This is a genomic window from Streptomyces sp. NPDC052043, from assembly GCF_044548235.1.
Taxonomy (GTDB): Bacteria; Actinomycetota; Actinomycetes; order Streptomycetales; family Streptomycetaceae; genus Streptomyces.
Map to the genome: position 1 here is coordinate 43,961 of NZ_JBIUBT010000008.1, position 17,633 is coordinate 61,593.

General features: G+C 72.0%; 18 protein-coding genes. 5 read left to right on the top strand and 13 right to left on the bottom strand.

What is annotated here, in order from left to right; translation table 11 throughout:
* Nucleotides 1–64: 64 nt before the first annotated feature.
* Nucleotides 65–505 (bottom strand): Lrp/AsnC family transcriptional regulator, encoded by a 441-nt coding sequence (locus ACIHCX_RS20665; protein ID WP_400031446.1) that lies wholly within the window; start codon nt 503–505, stop codon nt 65–67.
* A 234-nt stretch (nt 506–739) separates the two neighbouring features.
* Between ACIHCX_RS20665 and ACIHCX_RS20670 the strand changes: the two genes are divergently transcribed.
* Nucleotides 740–1,186, top strand: a complete 447-nt coding sequence (locus ACIHCX_RS20670; protein ID WP_400031448.1) for a hypothetical protein — start codon at nt 740–742, stop codon at nt 1,184–1,186.
* 182 nt (nt 1,187–1,368) lie between these two features.
* Nucleotides 1,369–1,620, top strand: a complete 252-nt coding sequence (locus tag ACIHCX_RS20675) for a hypothetical protein (RefSeq protein ID WP_400031450.1) — start codon at nt 1,369–1,371, stop codon at nt 1,618–1,620.
* Here the strand turns inward: ACIHCX_RS20675 and ACIHCX_RS20680 are convergent.
* Nucleotides 1,583–2,755, bottom strand: coding sequence for an acyl-CoA dehydrogenase family protein (locus ACIHCX_RS20680; protein ID WP_400031452.1), 1,173 nt, complete (start codon nt 2,753–2,755; stop codon nt 1,583–1,585). The genes ACIHCX_RS20675 and ACIHCX_RS20680 overlap by 38 nt on opposite strands.
* Nucleotides 2,756–3,077: 322 nt before the next feature.
* Here ACIHCX_RS20680 and ACIHCX_RS20685 point away from each other — a divergent pair, with 322 nt between their 5' ends.
* Nucleotides 3,078–4,310, top strand: coding sequence for a glycoside hydrolase family 18 protein (locus ACIHCX_RS20685; protein WP_400031454.1), 1,233 nt, complete (start codon nt 3,078–3,080; stop codon nt 4,308–4,310).
* 84 nt (nt 4,311–4,394) lie between these two features.
* Here ACIHCX_RS20685 and ACIHCX_RS20690 read toward each other — a convergent pair whose 3' ends face one another.
* Together ACIHCX_RS20690 and ACIHCX_RS20695 are read right to left on the bottom strand one after the other, a co-directional pair.
* Nucleotides 4,395–5,093 carry a TetR/AcrR family transcriptional regulator gene (locus ACIHCX_RS20690; RefSeq protein ID WP_400031456.1) on the bottom strand — a complete coding sequence of 233 codons (699 nt, stop codon included), beginning with the start codon at nt 5,091–5,093 and terminating at the stop codon, nt 4,395–4,397.
* Between the two features lie 119 nt (nt 5,094–5,212).
* Nucleotides 5,213–6,589 (bottom strand): peptidase C39 family protein, encoded by a 1,377-nt coding sequence (locus tag ACIHCX_RS20695; protein ID WP_400031458.1) that lies wholly within the window; start codon nt 6,587–6,589, stop codon nt 5,213–5,215.
* Nucleotides 6,590–7,088: 499 nt separating this feature from the next.
* On the opposite strand from ACIHCX_RS20695, the gene ACIHCX_RS20700 reads away from it, so the two are divergent.
* Together ACIHCX_RS20700 and ACIHCX_RS20705 are read left to right on the top strand one after the other, a co-directional pair.
* On the top strand, nt 7,089–7,709 hold the full coding sequence (locus ACIHCX_RS20700; protein WP_400032037.1) for a uridine kinase: 621 nt from the start codon (nt 7,089–7,091) through the stop codon (nt 7,707–7,709).
* Nucleotides 7,710–8,140: 431 nt separating this feature from the next.
* Nucleotides 8,141–10,006, top strand: a complete 1,866-nt coding sequence (locus ACIHCX_RS20705) for an AAA family ATPase (protein ID WP_400031460.1) — start codon at nt 8,141–8,143, stop codon at nt 10,004–10,006.
* 37 nt (nt 10,007–10,043) lie between these two features.
* Here ACIHCX_RS20705 and ACIHCX_RS20710 read toward each other — a convergent pair whose 3' ends face one another.
* From ACIHCX_RS20710 to ACIHCX_RS20750, 9 genes are all read right to left on the bottom strand, one after another.
* A complete protein-coding gene (locus tag ACIHCX_RS20710; RefSeq protein WP_400031462.1) occupies nt 10,044–11,147 on the bottom strand; it encodes a hemolysin family protein in 1,104 nt (367 codons plus the stop codon).
* Nucleotides 11,144–12,490: a hemolysin family protein gene (locus tag ACIHCX_RS20715; protein WP_400031464.1), complete on the bottom strand. Its 1,347-nt coding sequence runs from the start codon at nt 12,488–12,490 to the stop codon at nt 11,144–11,146. The genes ACIHCX_RS20710 and ACIHCX_RS20715 overlap by 4 nt, the downstream gene beginning before the upstream one ends.
* A gap of 225 nt (nt 12,491–12,715) precedes the next feature.
* Nucleotides 12,716–13,183 (bottom strand): PH domain-containing protein, encoded by a 468-nt coding sequence (locus tag ACIHCX_RS20720; protein WP_400031466.1) that lies wholly within the window; start codon nt 13,181–13,183, stop codon nt 12,716–12,718.
* 21 nt (nt 13,184–13,204) lie between these two features.
* Nucleotides 13,205–14,053, bottom strand: a complete 849-nt coding sequence (gene hisG, locus ACIHCX_RS20725) for an ATP phosphoribosyltransferase (RefSeq protein ID WP_400031468.1) — start codon at nt 14,051–14,053, stop codon at nt 13,205–13,207.
* An 88-nt stretch (nt 14,054–14,141) separates the two neighbouring features.
* Nucleotides 14,142–14,414: a phosphoribosyl-ATP diphosphatase gene (locus tag ACIHCX_RS20730; RefSeq protein WP_031486114.1), complete on the bottom strand. Its 273-nt coding sequence runs from the start codon at nt 14,412–14,414 to the stop codon at nt 14,142–14,144.
* 34 nt (nt 14,415–14,448) lie between these two features.
* Nucleotides 14,449–14,934 carry a 6,7-dimethyl-8-ribityllumazine synthase gene (gene ribH / locus ACIHCX_RS20735; protein ID WP_225076283.1) on the bottom strand — a complete coding sequence of 162 codons (486 nt, stop codon included), beginning with the start codon at nt 14,932–14,934 and terminating at the stop codon, nt 14,449–14,451.
* A 21-nt stretch (nt 14,935–14,955) separates the two neighbouring features.
* Nucleotides 14,956–16,284: a bifunctional 3,4-dihydroxy-2-butanone-4-phosphate synthase/GTP cyclohydrolase II gene (locus tag ACIHCX_RS20740; protein WP_400031471.1), complete on the bottom strand. Its 1,329-nt coding sequence runs from the start codon at nt 16,282–16,284 to the stop codon at nt 14,956–14,958.
* Nucleotides 16,281–16,925, bottom strand: coding sequence for a nicotinamide riboside transporter PnuC (locus ACIHCX_RS20745; protein WP_400031473.1), 645 nt, complete (start codon nt 16,923–16,925; stop codon nt 16,281–16,283). Before ACIHCX_RS20745 ends, ACIHCX_RS20740 begins: the two co-directional genes overlap by 4 nt.
* The gene (locus tag ACIHCX_RS20750) at nt 16,922–17,530 is read right to left on the bottom strand and encodes a riboflavin synthase (RefSeq protein WP_400031475.1); all 609 of its coding nucleotides are present in this window, start codon (nt 17,528–17,530) and stop codon (nt 16,922–16,924) included. Before ACIHCX_RS20750 ends, ACIHCX_RS20745 begins: the two co-directional genes overlap by 4 nt.
* Nucleotides 17,531–17,633: the final 103 nt, after the last annotated feature.

The window sequence follows — 17,633 nt, forward strand, 5'->3', positions numbered from 1 at the left end:
AGGCGTCCCGGCGAACCCGCCCGGTGTCCCGAGACGCGCGCCTGCCACGCCGGCCGGGGTGGGGTCAGATGCGGGGCGGGCGGGATTCGTACGGGGTGGAGAGGACCACCGTCGTGCGGGTCGAGACGCCTGCCAACGTGCGTACGCGGGCCAGCAGTTCCTCCAGCTCGTGCGGGGTGGAGACGCGGACCTTGAGGATGTAGTTCTCGTCGCCGGCGACGCTGTGGCAGGCCTCGATCTCGGGGACGCCGGCCAGGCGGTCGGCGATGTCGTCGGGGGCGCTGGGATCGAAGGGTTTGACCGAGATGAAGGCCGTCATGGGCAGCCCCACGGCCTCGGCGTCGACGACAGCGGCGTAGCCGCGGATGACACCGCGCTGCTCCAGCCGGCGCACCCGCTGGTGCACGGCCGACGTGGACAGACCGGTGGCCTTGCCCAGGTCGGTGTAGCTCATCCGCCCGTCCTCGACGAGCAGCTGCACGATCTGTCGGTCCAGCTCCTCCATGGCGCAAGAACCTACAGTGCGCCAGATCTCCCGGGACAGCCGAGCGGTCCGGAGCGTGCCGCGCCGGCGGACAAACCCACCACGGCGGACACCCGCACGCCGCGTGTGACCAACACCACACACCCCGGAGCCTCTCCGTGATGTTCCCGTGATTACCGGCGAGAGTGGACGGGAAGTGCTTGCTGTGGTCGAGGCCGCAGTGCCTTCACGGCCCAGCCTTAGGGGGAGAATCCCATGCAGAGTGTCAAGCGCCCTGGTCGTTCTGTGCCCAGGCGGCGGCAGACGGTCGTCGAGCTCCAGCCGGAGTGGCTGGACTCCGAGGTCGACGACGACGCGGAGGGTGCGGAAGCCGACGCCTACGACACCTTCGAGATGTACCGGGTGGTCTGCCCGGAGTGCGCACAGCCCATCGCCCTGCTGGCGGACGAGGAGGTACTGCCGGAGCACGCGCTGTGCGCCTCGCCGTGGAACCCGTTCGGGCTCACGGTCTGCGCCGGTACGGGACTCTGGGCGTCCGAGGCCCGGCCCTCGGACGAGTCCTTCGGCCCCCAGGAGCAGGACACCGCGCTGCTGCTGACGCTCCCGCAGAGCCTCGACTGGCGCATGCAGCCCTTCTCGCACGTCGGCGGCCCCGGCTCCCGCCCGATGCGCGTTCCGCAGGTGCGCCGGTACGCCGCCTGAGCGGCGCGACGCCGCCGCCGGGCGTCCGCATCCGCGCGTGCGCCACGGCCGGGGTCCGCAGGCCGCCGCGCCGCCCGGACAGCGCACCCGGTTCTTCACCGACCACCGCTCCGGACGCCGGTGAACTCACACTCGATTCCACCGGGCGGTGACCTGCCCGCCGGACGCCGCGTTGGCCGGGTATGACCATCACGCGCCCGGCAGCCGGACGACGGCGGCGCATCTTCGTGCCGCCACCGCCCGCGGCAACGGTTCCGCCCGCGTCCCCGCAGTCACCGGACCCGCCGATCTACCGCGACCTGATGCGCGCCTGGGCCGACCGGGGCCGCACCCTGCCGGGACGTCACGACCCGGAGTGGGTCCGCCTGGCGGCGCCGCCGAGCGGCCTCGCGCAGCTCAGCGGGTCTCGGGACCCGCGACGTGACGGGCGATGACCATCCGCTGGATCTGGTTGGTGCCCTCGACGATCTGCAGGACCTTGGCCTCGCGCATGTAGCGCTCGGTCGGGAAGTCCGTGGTGTAGCCGTAGCCGCCGAGCACCTGGACGGCGTCCGTGGTCACCTTCATGGCCGTGTCCGTGCAGAACAGCTTGGCCATCGCCGCCTGCCGCGCGAACGGCAGGCCCGCGTCCCGCAGCCGCGCCGCCGCCAGGTACAGCGCGCGGCCCGCCTCGATCTGCGTCGCCATGTCGGCGAGCATGAAGCGCAGGCCCTGGAAGTCGGAGATCGGCCGCCCGAACTGCTGCCGGCCGGCGGCGTAGCCGACCGCCTCGTCGAGCGCGGCCTGGGCGAGGCCGATGGCGCAGGCCGCGATGCCGAGCCGGCCCGAGTCGAGCGCGGACAGGGCGATGGCGAAGCCCTGCCCCTCCTCGCCCAGGCGCCGGTCGTCGCCGACCCGCACGCCGTCGAGGTGGAGCTGCGCGGTGGGCGAGCCCTTGAGGCCCATCTTCTTCTCCGGGGCCGCGGCGCTCAGGCCCTCGGCGTCGCCCGGCACGAGGAAGGCGGTGATGCCGCGCGGGCCCTGCTCACCGGTGCGGGCCATCACCGTGTAGAAGTCGGCGACCCCGCCGTGGGTGATCCAGGACTTGGTTCCGGTGAGCACCCAGCCGTCGCCGTTCCGGACCGCCTTGGTGCTGAGCGAGGCGGCGTCGGAGCCCGAGGCCGGCTCGGAGAGGGCGTAGCCGCCGAGCAGGCCGCCGCCCAGCATCGCGGGCAGGTGCTCGACCTGCTGCTTGGTGGTGCCGTAGGCGGCGAGCCCGTAGGAGGCGAGGGTGTGCACGCTCAGGCCGAGGCCGACGGTGAGACGGGCCGCGGACAGCTCCTCCAGGACCTGGAGGTAGACCTCGTAGGGCTGGTCACCGCCGCCGAACCGGGAGTCGTAGGGCAGGCCGAGCAGGCCCGAGCGGGAGAGCAGGGTGAAGACCTCGCGCGGGAAGCGCCCCGCGTCCTCCTCCTCGGCCGCCTTCGGGGCGATCTCGTGCTGCGCGATGTCGCGGACGAGCGAGATCAGGTCCCGGGCCTCCTCCGTGGGCAGTTGCCGGTCCACCTGCTGCGGGGCGCGGTCGGGCATGGCGACGCTCTCCTCCCTTTCGGGCACAACGACGGATGCAGGCCTTGGGTGGGGCGGCTCCGCCGGGGTCTTCCTCGGGCCCAGCCGGTTCGGCGATCCCGGGTCACGGTCTTGCTGACCAGCGGCTGTGCGCTGTGAGTATGCCCGATCCGGGGCATCTCGTCACCGGTTAACGACCGCTTACTTCAAGAAATCCCGCGGGCCTGAAAATGGTCCGAACCATTGACGCACTGGTCTAGTCCTCCTAGGGTTCCCCGGACCACGCGCTTACCGCGTTCATGCCAATCGGCCCGATCCCCTCTCCCCCACGAGGAGACACCCGATGCACACCTCCCACCGCCTCCGGGCACTGCTGTCCGCCGCCTGCACCGTCGCGCTCGGCGCCGGACTGCTCGCCGGCGCCGGCACGGCCACCGCCACCCCCACCCGGTCCGCCGCCCAGACGGCCGCCGCGGGCTCCAAGGTGGTCGGCTACTTCACCGAATGGGGCGTCTACGACCGCAACTACCACGTCAAGAACATCGAGACCTCCGGCTCCGCGGCGAAGCTCACCCACATCAACTACGCCTTCGGCAACGTCACCGGCGGCACGTGCGCCATGGGCGACTCCTACGCCGCGACCGACCGTGCCTACACCGCCGACGAGTCGGTGGACGGGGTCGCCGACACCTGGGACCAGCCGCTGCGCGGCAACTTCAACCAGTTGCTGAAGCTGAAGAAGCAGCACCCGGAGCTGAAGGTGCTGTGGTCGTTCGGCGGCTGGACCTGGTCAGGCGGCTTCGGCGAGGCCGCGAAGAACCCGGAGGCCTTCGCCCAGTCCTGCTACGACCTGGTCAACAACCCCCAGTGGGCGGGCGTCTTCGACGGCATCGACATCGACTGGGAGTACCCCAACGCCTGCGGCAACACCTGCGACACCAGCGGTCGCGAGGCCTTCAAGGACCTGATGGCGGCGCTGCGCGCCAAGTTCGGCGGCGGTTCGCTGGTCACCGCGGCGATCCCGGCGGACGCGAGCAGCGGCGGCAAGATCGACGCGGCCGACTACGCGGGCGCCGCGGCCGACGTCGACTGGTACAACCCCATGACCTACGACTACTTCGGCGCCTGGGACGCGGCCGGCCCGACGGCCCCGCACTCGCCGCTGACCTCCTACTCCGGCATCCCGAAGGAGGAGTACACCACCTCGGCGACCATCGCCAAGCTCAAGGACCTCGGGATCCCGGCCTCGAAACTGCTGCTCGGCATCGGCTTCTACGGCCGCGGCTGGACCGGCGTCACCCAGTCCGAGCCCGGCGGCACGGCGACCGGACCGGCGGCGGGCACGTACGAGCAGGGCATCGACGACTACAAGGTGCTCAGGGACAAGTGCCCGGCGACCGGCACGGTGGGCGGCACGGCGTACGCCAAGTGCGGCAGCGAATGGTGGAGTTACGACACTCCGGCGACCATCGCGACGAAGATGGCGTACAAGAACGACCAGGGCCTGGGCGGGACGTTCCTCTGGGAGCTGAGCGGGGACACGGCGAGCGGTGAGCTGATCGACGCGGTCGATTAGCGCCGCGGCCGAGGAGGCGGGGCGGGGGCGAGTCCCCCGGGGCGGGGCGAGTCCCCTCCACCCCGCCTCCTCGCCCCTTGCCGTTCAGTCGTCGCGGCGGGCGGGTGCGGGGGCCGGGTGAGTCGGGTCGACCTCCTCGATGGCCCGCAGCGTGCCGCCGAGGGTCTTCACCAGCAACTCGCGCAGGGCGTCCCGGGAGAGCTCGGGCCGGCCGATCCAGTCGAGGGTGGCGCCCTCGACACCGCACACCCAGGCGAGCAGCCCCGTACGGGCCGCCGGGGCGATGGCGGTACGGCCGTAGGCGCCCTCCGCGATGGTCGCGACGATGGCCTCGCGCACCCCGTCCCGGATGGCGTGCACCTCGGCGTCGAAGCCGACGCCGCCGCTGACGATGGTGCGGTAGGCGGCCTGGTTGTGCTCGGCGTAGCGGAGGTAGCCGTCGATGGTGCGGTGCAGCCGGTCCACGGCGGGCCGCTCCAGACCGCCGGCCGCGGAGGTGACCAGGGCGGCGACGGAGTCCTCGACGATCGCCAGGTAGTAGCCGCGTTTGGACCGGAAGTAGTAGTAGATCAGCCCCTTGGCCACATGGGCCTGCCGGGCGATGTCGTCCATCGAGAGGGCGTCGTAGGACGTGTCGGCGAACAACCTCCGTCCGATGGCGAGGAGTTCGGCGCGACGGCCCTCGGAGCGCTCGGTGCCGCGCACCCGGTCGTGGGGCCTTTCGGCTCGAACGGAGCCGAGGGGCTGGGGGCGGACGGACTCACGCGGTTGACTGCTGTTCAATGCGAATCTGGCCTCCAACTGGCGGTCGACCACCGCAGTATGGCAGGCCGGCCCCGCGCGCCGGCAGGTCGCCGGAAAGGCCCCGGTCGCCCGGGGCCTTCGTACGCGCGGGGCCCCGGTCAGCTCACGCCCACGGCGGCGAGCGCCTTGCGCTGGTGGCCCGTGACGTGGGCCGGGAAGTACAGGTAGCAGATGCCGCCGGAACCGGAGGCGACCTTGCCGGAGGCGTTGTAGCGCTTGGTCCTGAGCCAGATGTTCTCGAACTCCCGGCGCCGGTACACGCGCCGTACCGCCGCGTCGCTCGGCGAGGCGGGGTCGTTCGCGATCACGTCGCCGTCGGCGGTGAAGCCGATGACGGTCATCAGGTGGCCGTTGGTGCCGTAACCGGCGCCGGTCAGCTCGGTGTCGAGGAAGGACTGGGACGTTATGGCCGGGATTCCGGCCGCGATCAGCGTCTCCAGGTCGGTGAGCGAGGTGAGCCGGGTGATCACACCCTGCAGCCCGTTGAAGGTGGCCGCGTAGGCGGCGTTGAACGGCCAGTTGCCGCAGCCCTCGTACTGGTAGTCGTACGTGTACCGGGCCGCGTTGCAGACCTGCGGGTCGTCGTAGGACGGGTCCACCCAGGACAGTTGCTCGGGAGTGAGCCGGCCGCCCCAGTACTCGATGATCATCTCGGAGGAGGTGGGGCTGCACCAGGCCTCCCCGCCGTTGTCGTACTCGGGGTACTGGCCGTGGTGGATCGACTGCGAGTAGCGCGGGACGGCCAACTCCTTGGCCAGGCCGGGGGTGGAGGCGGGGACGGTGAAGCGGTCCGGGATGTCGGAGCCCATGGCGCCGACCCGCCAGACGGTGGGGGTGAGCCCGGTGCCGGGCTTGCGGTGGAGGGTGAGCCGCAGTCGGTACGAGACGAGGCGCAGCCCGGAGGCCGCGTCGTCCACGGAGAAGGTGTCCGTCCAGATCGTGCTGCGACCGTCGCTCTGGCCGTCGACGGAGGTTCGTCTGATGTCCTGGTCGCCGGCCGCCCAGCGACCCATCACGTACCAGGGGGTGTCCGTGCCGTCGGTGTACGTGCCCCGCAGTTCGACCTGGATCCACGTGCCGGACGGGGTGTGCGCGTTCCAGGAGGCGACCGCCTCCGTGGCCGGCACGGACAGCCGGTGCACCGGGCTGGTCCAGGTGGCGTACTCCCAGGTCGCGGTCGTGCCGGTGTGCGGGTCGGTGTAGTCGGTGGTGCCCGCGGGCTGCGCGATCTCGAGGCCTGGCCGGGCGCCCGCGACGGCGCGGGTGCCGCGGGCCGTGCCCGTGCGCCAGTCGGTGATCGTGGTCCAGGCGCGGTAGTCGACCGGGCGGGCCGGGGCGGTTTTGGCGTCCTTGGCGCGGGTGGCGGGGGCGGCCGTGGCCGCGGCGGCCATCGGGGCCGCACCACCCGCCATCGCCGCCGCGGCGACGGCGACGGCCAGGACGGATCTGCGGGACGGCTGTTCGGCTCTGCTCATGGGTGGGTGACCCCCAGGTGTCCGACGTCGGGGCGGGTCCGTGGCTGCGCCCACTATGGCCGCGCCGCCCGCCTCCTGCCAGCACTTCGACACATGCCGCGCGCACCAATATTGGTCTCCACCACTGGCATGACCTGCACCGAGTCCCCGGCCCGCCGGGCCCTCCGGCCCGCCGCAGGGGCGGCAGGCCGCGAGCGGCGGGAGGCGGACGGCCGCAAGCGGCGGGCCGCAGGCCGCGACCGGCAGGAGGCGGGCGGCCGCAAGAGGGGCAGGCCGGGGGCCACGGGAGGGGCAGGCCGCGAGCTGCGGGGCACGGAAGGGCAGGCGGCAGGCGGTGGGGCACGGGAAGGCGGGCGGCGGGCCTGCGGGAGGCCGCGAGCGGCGAGCAGCGGGCCGTGAGCGGCGGGAGGGCGGGCCGCAGGCGGGCGGGGGGTCACTAGAATGACCTCGGGAAACATGCCGTCGCCCTCTACGCCCTCTTCGCCCTCCGGGAACCGTTATCCGCGCCCTCGCCGCCTTCCTCCGTGATGTGCCGCCGTCCTGCGGGACCGTGCGGCTGGTCGGCATCGACGGGCACGCCGGGTCCGGGAAGTCCACGTTCACGGGGAAGCTGGCCGCGGCGCTGGGGGGCGCGCCCGTGCTGCGTCTGGACGACATCGCGAGCCATGAGGAGCTGTTCGGCTGGGAGGGGCGGCTGCTGAGCGAGGTCGTCGAGCCGCTCGGACGGGGAGCGGCGGCACGCTACGCCCCCTACGACTGGCGGGCACGACGGTTCGGGGCCGCGCGAGCGCTGCCTCCGGCACCCGTGGTCCTCGTCGAGGGCGTGGGCGCCGGGCGGCGGGTACTGCGTCCGCATCTGGCGCACCTGCTGTGGATGGACCTGCCACGCGAGGAGGCCTGGGCGCGAGGCCGGGCGCGGGACGGGGAGGAGCAGCGGGAGTTCTGGTCCGGGTGGGTCGAGGCCGAGCGGCGGCACTTCGCCGAGGATCCCTCGCGGCCCTTCGCCGATCTTCTGGTACGGCAGTTGCCCGAGGGGTACGCGGTGCTGCCAGGGCCCGCCGGGAATGTTGGACCGGACCAGTTCGTCACGCACCGTGACGGGCCGTCGGCAATGTGCTGAACTTGTGAAGGCCCTTGCCGGGCAACTTCCCCGAGTCCCTCAACTCCGCTTGACCCGGGGGCCGTACAGGTCTTACGTTCTCAATGAGCGGTCATCGCGTACCGCCCGCAGTCACGAAGCCCCCGATTGTTCCCCCGTGATCGGGGGCTTCGTTCTGCCCTCATCGCGTTTTCCGGACGCTGCGCGGTGCCATTCGCTCACACTCGGTCACCAAACCGAAGGCGTCGCGTCCGCCGCCACCTCGCCGAACGGCCTGTGCGGCACCCTTCGGCGGGCGGCGGCCCCGCAGGTACGATGCCCTCGGTGCGACCTTCGAACGGCTGCTTCGCGCACCTGCAACTCCGGTCCGCGGTACAGCGGTTCGACCACAGGAAGCCGTCAGGTGGATGCCTGGCGGCGAACCTTCGGGGGCACGGTTTGTGGGGGACGTGATGGACTTCGGCACGCAGGGCCCGAAGGCCCCGGCCGACCTCGCGTGGCTGCGAGGCGTGGACGCCTACACCATGGGCGCTTATCCGCAGGCGGAGGACGAGTTCCGGGCCGCGGTCCGGCTGGACCCCTCGATGGCCGACGGCTGGCTCGGCCTGCACGCGCTGCGCGTCGACACGACGACCGCGCTGCTCAGGATGTTCCGGCACCGCGACCGCTTCGGCGAACAGCGCGCCCGGCACCACCGCACACTCAACTCCTGGTACTGGCTGGGCTGGTGGGTGCAACCCGTGCTGGAGAGCCCGCGCGACCTGCTGCTCGCGCACGCCTCGCACTGGCTGGACGGCCGCCACGTCCCCGAGCTGGACCGCGCGCTGGCCGGGCTGCCGCCGGTGGACGCCGACCCCCAGGTCCGCTTTCTGCACGCCTGCCGCTCCTACCTCGTCAAGGACTGGGAGCAACTCGTCCGGCACACCGACCCGCTGGTCGACGACCCGCTGCTCGGCATCGAGGCCGGACTGTTCGGCGGCATGGCCCGGGTGCGCCTGGAGATGTACGGGCAGGCCGAGCCGATGCTGTCCGCCGCGCTGATGCGCTGCCGCAGCGAGCAGCCGCAGCGCAAGGAGCTCAGGTACTGGCTGGCACGGGCCCACGAGGGCACCGGCCGCAGCGCCGCGGCGCTCCCCCTGTACCGGGCGGTGCACCGGGTCGATCCGGCCTTCATGGACACCTCGGCGCGGCTCACGGCGATCTCCGAGAGCGACGGGTACGAGGACGCGGCCGACCTCGCCTCGATCACCCTCACCGGTCTCGGGCAGGACATCATGGACGGGCCGGATCTGCTGGACCCGCTGTTCGGCACCGAGGGCCGGGACCTGAGGCCGTCCGGGACCGACCTACCGGCGACCGGTCCGCTGCCGCCGGTGACCGAGCCGGCGGTGCGCCGGCGCGCGCCGGCCGCCGAGGTGCCGCTGCCCACCGGGCCCACCGACCCCGCCCTCCTGGAGGAAGCGCTCGCCCAGCTCGAGCGCATGGTGGGCCTCGAACCGGTGAAACGGCAGGTCAAGGCGCTGTCCGCGCAGTTGAACATGGCGCGGCTGCGGGCCGGGCAGGGGCTGCCCGTGCAGCCGCCCAAACGTCACTTCGTCTTCTCCGGCCCCTCGGGCACCGGCAAGACCACCGTCGCCCGCATCCTCGGCCGTGTCTTCTACGCGCTCGGCCTACTCGGCGGCGACCACCTGGTGGAGGCGCAGCGGGCCGACCTGGTCGGCGAGTACCTGGGGCAGACCGCCGTCAAGGCCAACGAGCTCATCGACTCCGCGATCGGCGGCGTGCTCTTCGTCGACGAGGCCTACTCCCTGTCCAACTCGGGCTACGGCAAGGGCGACGCGTACGGCGACGAGGCCCTTCAGGTGCTGCTCAAGCGGGCCGAGGACAACCGCGACCACCTGGTGGTGATCCTGGCCGGCTATCCCGAGGGCATGGACCGCCTGCTCGCCGCCAACCCCGGGCTGTCCTCCCGCTTCACCACCCGGGTGGACTTCCCGTCGTACCGGCCCGCGGAACTCACCGAGATCGGCAAGGTGCTCGCCGCGGAGAACGGCGACCTGTGGGACGACGAGGCCCGGGACGAGCTGCGCTCGATCGCCGGGCACGTGGTCGACCAGGGCTGGCTCGACGAGCTCGGCAACGGGCGGTTCCTGCGGACCCTGTACGAGAAGAGCTGCGCCTACCGGGACCTGCGGTTGTCCCTGTACCCGGGAACGCCGTCCAGGGACGACCTGTCGACCCTGCGGCTGCCGGACCTGATGCAGGCGTACGGGGAGGTGCTGTCGGGGCGGGGGCCCGAGGATCCGTCAGCCCTGTGACGGATCCTCGGGCCCCCGGGGCCCCTCGTCCGCGTGCCTACGGGACCTGAGTGGCCAGCGCCTCCTCCGGCTCCCCGCTTGCCCGCGGCTCGGTCAGCCGTACCTCCGTGGCCGCGGTGGCCGTGCGGTGCGCGGGGTCGCGCACCTCGCCCACGAGCAGTTCCAGCACGTCCTCCAGGGCCACCAGGCCCAGCACCGTGCCGGAGGCGTCCGCGACCTGGGCCAGGTGGGTCGCCGCCCGGCGCATGACGGTCAGGGCGTCGTCCAGCGGCAGCTCGGCCCGCAGGGTCGTCATCGGGCGCCAGGTCCGCTGCGGTACGGCCTGCTCGGCGTCCTCCACGTCGAGCACGTCCTTGACGTGCACATAGCCCAGGAAGGCACCGTTGCCGGAGGCGACCGGGAAGCGGGAGTACCCGGTGCGGGCGGTGAGCGCGACGATCTCGGCCGAGGTGACCGAGGGACCGACCGTGACCAGCGTCTCGCGCGGGAGCAGGACGTCGGTCACCGGGCGCGAGCCCAGCTCCAGGGCGTCCTCCAGACGCTCCTGCTCCTCGGGGTCGAGGAGCCCCGCCTGGCGGGAGTCCTCCACGAGGCGGCCCAGCTGCACGCTGGTGAAGGCGGCCTCGACCTCGTCCTTGGGCTCGACGCGGAAGAGCCGCAGCACCGCCTTGGCGCAGGCGCCGAGCGCCACCGTGATCGGCCGGCACAGCCGGGCGAAGGCGACCAGACCGGGGCCGAGCCACAGCGCGGCCTTCTCCGGCGCGGCCATCGCGAGGTTCTTCGGCACCATCTCGCCGATGACGAGGTGGAAGAAGATCACGGCGGCGAGCGCGATGACGTAGCCGAGCGGGTGGACCACGCCGCTGGGCATGCGGAGCCAGGCGAACACCGGCTCCAGCAGGCGGGCCACCGTCGGTTCGGCGACGGCGCCCAGGGTCAGCGAGCAGACGGTGATGCCGAACTGGGCGGCGGCCATCATCTGCGGCAGCCGCTCGAGGCCGTGCAGCACCTGGCGGGCCCGGGCGGTGCCGAGCGGTTCGATCTGGCTGCGGCGGACGGAGACGAGGGCGAACTCGGCGCCGACGAAGAAGCCGTTGGCGAGCACCAGCAGCGCGGCGAAGAGCAGTTGGATCACGCTCATCGGGCGGCCTCCGCCACGGCCGGGACCGTCTGAGCCGCACCGGCGGTACGGACCAGCCGCACCCGCTCCGCGCGGTAGTGGCCGACCTGGCGCACGGCCAGCCGCCAGCCCGGCAGCTCGGCGCGGTCGCCGGGGGCCGGGATACGGCCGAGCAGGTCGGCGACCAGTCCGGCGACGGTCTCGTACGGGCCCTCGGGCGCGTCCAGGCCGATCCGCCGGAGCAGGTCGACACGGCAGCCGCCGTCGACGTCCCAGGCGGGGCTGCCGCCCTCGGGCGGGGCCGGCGCGAGTTCCGGCACGTCCCTGGCGTCGTGCTCGTCGCGGACCTCGCCGACGAGTTCCTCGACGATGTCCTCCAGGGTGACGACGCCCGCGGTGCCGCCGTACTCGTCGACGACGACCGCGATCGGCTGCTCGTTGCGCAGCTGGGTGAGCAGCGGCTTCACCGGCAGGGTCTCGGGGACCAGCAGCGCCGGGCGGGCGATACGGCCCACCGGGGTGCGCAGCCACTCGTCGGACGGCACCGCGAGGGCGTCCTTGAGGTGGACCATGCCGACGACCTCGTCGATCTTCTCGTGGTAGACGGGGAAGCGGGACAGGCCGGTGGCGCGGGTGAGGTTGACCACGTCCTCGGCGGTCGCCGAGGACTGGAGCGCGCTGACCTTCACCCGCGGGGTCATGACGTGCTGTGCGGTCAGGTCGCCCAGGGACAGGGTGCGCACGAAGAGGTCCGCGGTGTCCTGTTCGAGGGCGCCGGCCAGAGCCGAGTGGCGGGCCAGCGAGACCAGCTCGCCGGGGGTGCGGGCGGAGGCCAGCTCCTCCGTGGGTTCGACGCCCAGGGCCCGCACCAGCCGGTTGGCGACCGTGTTGAGCGCGGCGATCACCGGGTGGAACAGGCGCGAGAAGAGGTGCTGCGGTCCGGCCACGAAGCGCGCCACCTGGAGCGGCCGGGAGACCGCCCAGTTCTTGGGTACGAGCTCGCCGATCACCATCTGGACCGCCGAGGCCAGCAGCATGCCGACGACGACGGCGACGCCGGACACGGCACCGCCCGGGACGCCGACGGCCGCGAACGGGCCGCGCAGCAGCCCGGCGAGCGCCGGTTCGGCGAGCATGCCGACGACCAGCGAGGTGATGGTGATGCCGAGCTGGGTGCCGGAGAGCTGGAAGGACAGCTCCCGGAGGGACGCGACGACCCTCAGGGCCCGTCTGTCGCCCTCCTCTGCGGCCTTCTCGGCGTCCGGGCGCTCGACCGTGACCAGGCCGAACTCGGCCGCGACGAAGAAGCCGTTGGCGAGAATGAGCAGGAACGCCGCTCCGAGGAGCAGCAAGGGGGTGGTCATGATGCCGCCGCCTCCGCGTTCACGCGGACCAGGTCCGCGCTATGTCGGCAGGGGGCGGCGCAGGTACTGCAGGACGATCCGTCCATCGCCGGAGGGAGTCACTCCTCGGGTAGCAGGAGCCCCTGGCACCGGTCGTGGAACCCAGGGGCGGAGGCGCTGCGAAAACGCGTCCGTAACCAGATTAATCAAGACACCGGCCGATGCGGCAGGGTGGACGTCCCCGAGTCAGCCCTGAGGTTTGTCCGGGGACCGCTCGGAACCCGGGACCGAACGGGCCTCGACGAGCGCGCGCAGGGCGCGCGCATCGGCGATGGCCTGCTGTTTCGCTATACCCGGCTGTATGCCGAGCGCGGCCAGGCTTGTGCCGTCGCTGAGGTTCAGGAACACCCACGGATCACCCGGGCGCAGGTTGACCTGGATTATCTCCGCCCATGCCAGACGGCGCCGGCCTGTGATATTGACGACGGTGACACCCGAGTCGTCGGCGACCACCTTGGGCCGGGCGAGCAGGACGAGGACCCCGGCCAGAAGCGCGCCGGTGAAGGCGAAGCTCACCCGTTCGCCGGGGCTGAGCTGCTCAAGCAGCAGCCCCACGGTGGTGATCACCACGAATATGGCCGCTCCGGCGGTGAGCAGGACGGCCCGGGTGCGGCCCGGCCGGAAGGTGACGGGAAGTGCGGGCAGCTCGGACATCTCTGTGTGCCTCCTCGTCCCTCAGAGGCGGCAGGCGTGGATGGCCGTGGTGAGGATGGCGCGGGCGCCGAGCTCGTAGAGATCGTCCATGATCCGCTGCGCCTCCTTGGCGGGGACCATGGCGCGCACGGCGACCCAGCCCTCGTTGTGCAGCGGGGAGACGGTCGGGGACTCCAGGCCCGGGGTGAGGGCGACGGCCCTCTCCAGCTGCTCGACCCGGCAGTCGTAGTCCATCATCACGTACGTCCGGGCCACCAGGACGCCCTGGAGGCGGCGCAGGAACTGCTGCACCTTGGGCTCCTCGACGTCGGCGCCGGTGCGGCGGACGACGATCGCCTCGGACTTCATGATCGACTCGCCGACGACCGCCAGGCCGGCGTTGCGCAGGGAGGTGCCGGTCTCGACGACGTCGGCGATGGCCTCGGCGACACCGAGTTCGATGGCGGTCTCGACGGCGCCGTCCAGGTGGACGACGGAGGCGTCGATGCCGCTGTCGGCCAGGTGCTTGCTGACGATGCCCTCGTAGGACGTGGCGACCGTCTTGCCGTTCAGGTCCTCGACGCCGCCCACCGTGCCGGGCTTGGCCGCGTAGTGGAAGGTGGAGCGGGCGAAGCCGAGCGGAAGGATCTCCTCGGCGCCCGCCCCGGAGTCGATGAGCAGGTCGCGGCCGGTGATGCCGATGTCCAGGCGGCCGGTGGAGACGTAGATCGCGATGTCGCGGGGGCGGAGGTAGAAGAACTCGACCTCGTTGACCGGGTCGACGATCCGCAGCTCCTTGGACTCCCGGCGTTGCTGGTAGCCGGCCTCATGCAGCATGTCCGCCGCAGGGCCGGAGAGGGAACCCTTGTTGGGGACGGCGATGCGCAGCATGAAGTCGGCTTCCTTCGTTCGTCTCGTACGACTGTTCGTCTCGTGCAACGGTGTGTGCGGTTGCTGGTGCTCAGGGTGCTCGGAGTGCTCAGAGGTGGGCGTAGACGTCGTCCAGGGAGATGCCGCGGGCGACCATCATCACCTGAACGTGGTACAGCAGCTGCGAGATCTCCTCGGCGGCCGCTTCCTTGCCCTCGTACTCGGCGGCCATCCAGACCTCGGCAGCCTCCTCGACGACCTTCTTGCCGATGGCATGGACGCCCTTGCCGACCAGCTCGGCGGTGCGGGACGTGGCGGGGTCGCCGTTTGCGGCCTTGTGCTGGAGCTCGGTGAAGAGCTCCTCGAACGTCTTCTTGGACATGGTGGTGCCAACCCTACGCGCTCCGGGCGACTGCTCACCGCCAGGGTTCGGACACCGAGCGCAGCGTGGCCGCGGTCGCGACCGCGGCGGTGACCGCCTCGTGGCCCTTGTCCTCGCTGGATCCCTCCAGGCCCGCCCGGTCCAGGGCCTGCTCCTCGGTGTCGCAGGTGAGCACGCCGAAGCCGACCGGAACGCCGGTCTCGACCGACACCTGGGTCAGGCCGTTGGCGACGCCTTGGCACACATAGTCGAAGTGGGGGGTGCCACCCCGGATGACGACGCCGAGGGCGACGACCGCGTCGTAGCCGCGGCCGGCCAGGACCTTCGCCACCACCGGGAGCTCGAAGCTGCCCGGGACCCGGAGCAGGGTCGGCTCGTCGATCCCCAGCTCGTGCAGGGCGCGCAGGGCCCCGTCCACCAGTCCGTCCATCACCTTCTCGTGCCACTGCGCCGCGACGACGGCGACCCTGAGGTCCCCGACGTTCCGGACGGACAGTTCCGGTGCACCCTTGCCGCTCACGTGTCTCCTCGCGTCTTTCGCTTACTGGTTGCCGCAGGTGGACACCGCGGTGGTGTCCAGCCAGGGCAGGTCGTGCCCCATCCGGTCCCGCTTGGTGCGCAGGTACCGGAGGTTGTGTTCACCGGCCTGGACGGGCATCGGCTCCCGTCCGGTGACCCTCAGTCCGTGGCGGACCAGGGCGTCGGTCTTGTCGGGGTTGTTGGTCAGCAGGCGCACGCTCCCGACCCCGAGGTCCTGGAGGATCCGCGCGCCGGCGCCGTAGTCGCGGGCGTCGGCGGGCAGTCCGAGTTCGAGGTTGGCGTCGAGGGTGTCCCGGCCGCGCTCCTGAAGTTCGTAGGCGCGCAGCTTGGACATCAGGCCGATGCCGCGTCCCTCGTGGCCGCGCAGGTAGACCACCACTCCCCTGCCCTCCTTCTGGATGCGCTCCAGGGAGGTGTCCAGCTGGGGGCCGCAGTCGCAGCGCTGGGAGCCGAAGACGTCCCCGGTGAGGCACTCGGAGTGGACGCGGACCAGGACGTCCTCGCCGTCGCCGATCTCGCCGTGCACCAGAGCCACGTGCTCGACGCCGTCGGCGGTGGAGCGGTAGCCGTACGCCGTGAAGGTGCCGTGCGCGGTGGGCAGGCGGACCTCGGCCTCGCGGAGGACCGCGGGCTGGGACGGCAGTGCCTCCTGCTCGGGCGAGGCCGGGAGCCCGGGGGCGCGCCGGTGCGCGATCAGGTCCTCGATGGAGATGATCGTCAGACCGTGCTTGCGGGCGAAGACGACCAGTTCGGGCAGGCGGAGCATCCGGCCGTCCTCACCGGCGATCTCGACGATCGCGCCGGCCGGGCGCAGCCCCGCGAGCCGGGCGAGGTCGACGGCCGCCTCGGTGTGGCCGGGGCGGACGAGCACGCCGCCGGGTCGGGCGCGCAGCGGGAAGACGTGGCCGGGCCGGACGAGGTCGGTGGGATCCGCGGTACCGCCCGCCAGCAGTTGGAGGGTGGTGGCGCGGTCGGCGGCGGAGATGCCGGTGGTGACGCCGTGGGCGGCGCCGGCGTCGACGGAGACCGTGAAGGCGGTCTTCATCGACTCGGTGTTCTCCTCGACCATCTGCGGGAGCTTCAGCCGGTCCAGCTCCTCGCCCTCCATGGGGGCGCAGATCAGGCCGCGGCACTCGCTCATCATGAAGGCGACGATCTCGGGGGTCGCCTTCTCGGCGGCGATGACGAGGTCGCCCTCGTTCTCGCGGTCCTCGTCGTCGACGACCACGACCGGGCGGCCGGCCGCGATGTCGGCGACGGCCTGCTCGACGGGGTCGAGGGTGAAGTCCTCCATGGGGTCGGTGCCGTAGAGGACGGTTGCCGCTGTCATGCGGGCGCTCCTTCCAGGACCGGCCGCGCGTCCGTGCGGGTGCGCAGCCACCAGTCGCGCATGCCCCACAGGACCAGTGCGCCGTAGACGATGTAGACGAAGCCGGAGAAGGCGAAGCCGTTGGCGAAGTTGAGCGGTACGCCGACGACGTCGACGAGCAGCCAGGCGAACCAGAACTCGACCATGCCGCGCGCCTGCGCGTACATGGCGACGACGGTGCCGACGAAGATGTAGGCGTCGGGCCAGGGGTCCCAGGACAGCGACGGGTAGGCGTGGAACAGTCCGGCGACGGCGACCGTGCCGACCGCGGCGGCGCCGAGCAGCACGGCACGCTCGCGCCAGGTGGCGAACCGTACGGCGATGTGGCCGTCCGCCGCCCGGCCCTTGCCGCGGTTCCACTGCCACCACCCGTAGACGGCGACGACCATGACGACGATCTGCTTGCCGGCGCTGCCCGAGAGATGGGCGGTGGCGAACGCGGCGAACAGGATCAGGCCGGACAGGAACTGGACGGGCCAGCTCCAGATGGAGCGCCGCCAGCCGAACGCGAGGCCGAGCAGGCCGATGACGTTGCCCGTCATGTCCGACCACTTGATGTGCTGGCCGAGGAGGCTGAACGCCTCGGAATTGAGCCAGTTCACCGTCCGGCCCCCGAAGCGCGGTCGCCGAGCAGCCGCTCGACGTACTTGGCGACGACGTCCACCTCGAGGTTGACCGGGTCGCCGGCCTGCTTCAGACCGAGGGTGGTCAGCGCCAGGGTGGTGGGGATGAGGCTGACGGTGAAGTGCTCGTCACCGGCCTCGACGACGGTGAGGCTGATGCCGTCGACGGTGATGGAACCCTTCTCGACGACGTAGCGCGCGAGGTCCGGCGGCAGCGAGATCTTCACGATCTCCCAGTGCTCGGAGGGGGTGCGGTCCAGGATCGTGCCGGTGCCGTCGACGTGTCCCTGCACGATGTGGCCGCCGAGGCGGGCGCCCACGGCGGTGGGGCGTTCGAGGTTGACACGGGAGCCGGTGGTGAGGACACCGAGGCTGGAGCGCTTGAGGGTCTCCGCCATGACGTCGGCGGTGAACTCGTCGCCCTCGTGCTCGACCACGGTGAGACAGACACCGTTGACAGCGATCGAGTCGCCGTGCCGTGCACCTTCGGTCACGACGGGGCCGCGGAGCCGGAAGCGGGCGGCGTCGCCGAGGTCCTCCACGGCGGTGATCTCGCCCAGCTCTTCGACGATTCCGGTGAACACTTCCCGGGTCCTCCTGCCTCTTCGGGCACGGACTCCGGGGCTGCCGACACGGGCAGATTCCGCGAACGAGAACACTCGGCGGACGACGCCGGACGGGACCCGT

Coding starts and splice junctions, on each gene's coding strand:
- ACIHCX_RS20665 (WP_400031446.1), bottom strand. CDS start 505: ATGGAGGAGCTGGACCGACAGATCGTGCAGCTGCTCGTCGAGGACGGG.
- ACIHCX_RS20670 (WP_400031448.1), top strand. CDS start 740: ATGCAGAGTGTCAAGCGCCCTGGTCGTTCTGTGCCCAGGCGGCGGCAG.
- ACIHCX_RS20675 (WP_400031450.1), top strand. CDS start 1,369: ATGACCATCACGCGCCCGGCAGCCGGACGACGGCGGCGCATCTTCGTG.
- ACIHCX_RS20680 (WP_400031452.1), bottom strand. CDS start 2,755: ATGCCCGACCGCGCCCCGCAGCAGGTGGACCGGCAACTGCCCACGGAG.
- ACIHCX_RS20685 (WP_400031454.1), top strand. CDS start 3,078: ATGCACACCTCCCACCGCCTCCGGGCACTGCTGTCCGCCGCCTGCACC.
- ACIHCX_RS20695 (WP_400031458.1), bottom strand. CDS start 6,589: ATGAGCAGAGCCGAACAGCCGTCCCGCAGATCCGTCCTGGCCGTCGCC.
- ACIHCX_RS20705 (WP_400031460.1), top strand. CDS start 8,141: ATGGACTTCGGCACGCAGGGCCCGAAGGCCCCGGCCGACCTCGCGTGG.
- ACIHCX_RS20710 (WP_400031462.1), bottom strand. CDS start 11,147: ATGAGCGTGATCCAACTGCTCTTCGCCGCGCTGCTGGTGCTCGCCAAC.
- ACIHCX_RS20715 (WP_400031464.1), bottom strand. CDS start 12,490: ATGACCACCCCCTTGCTGCTCCTCGGAGCGGCGTTCCTGCTCATTCTC.
- ACIHCX_RS20720 (WP_400031466.1), bottom strand. CDS start 13,183: ATGTCCGAGCTGCCCGCACTTCCCGTCACCTTCCGGCCGGGCCGCACC.
- hisG (WP_400031468.1), bottom strand. CDS start 14,053: ATGCTGCGCATCGCCGTCCCCAACAAGGGTTCCCTCTCCGGCCCTGCG.
- ACIHCX_RS20730 (WP_031486114.1), bottom strand. CDS start 14,414: ATGTCCAAGAAGACGTTCGAGGAGCTCTTCACCGAGCTCCAGCACAAG.
- ACIHCX_RS20740 (WP_400031471.1), bottom strand. CDS start 16,284: ATGACAGCGGCAACCGTCCTCTACGGCACCGACCCCATGGAGGACTTC.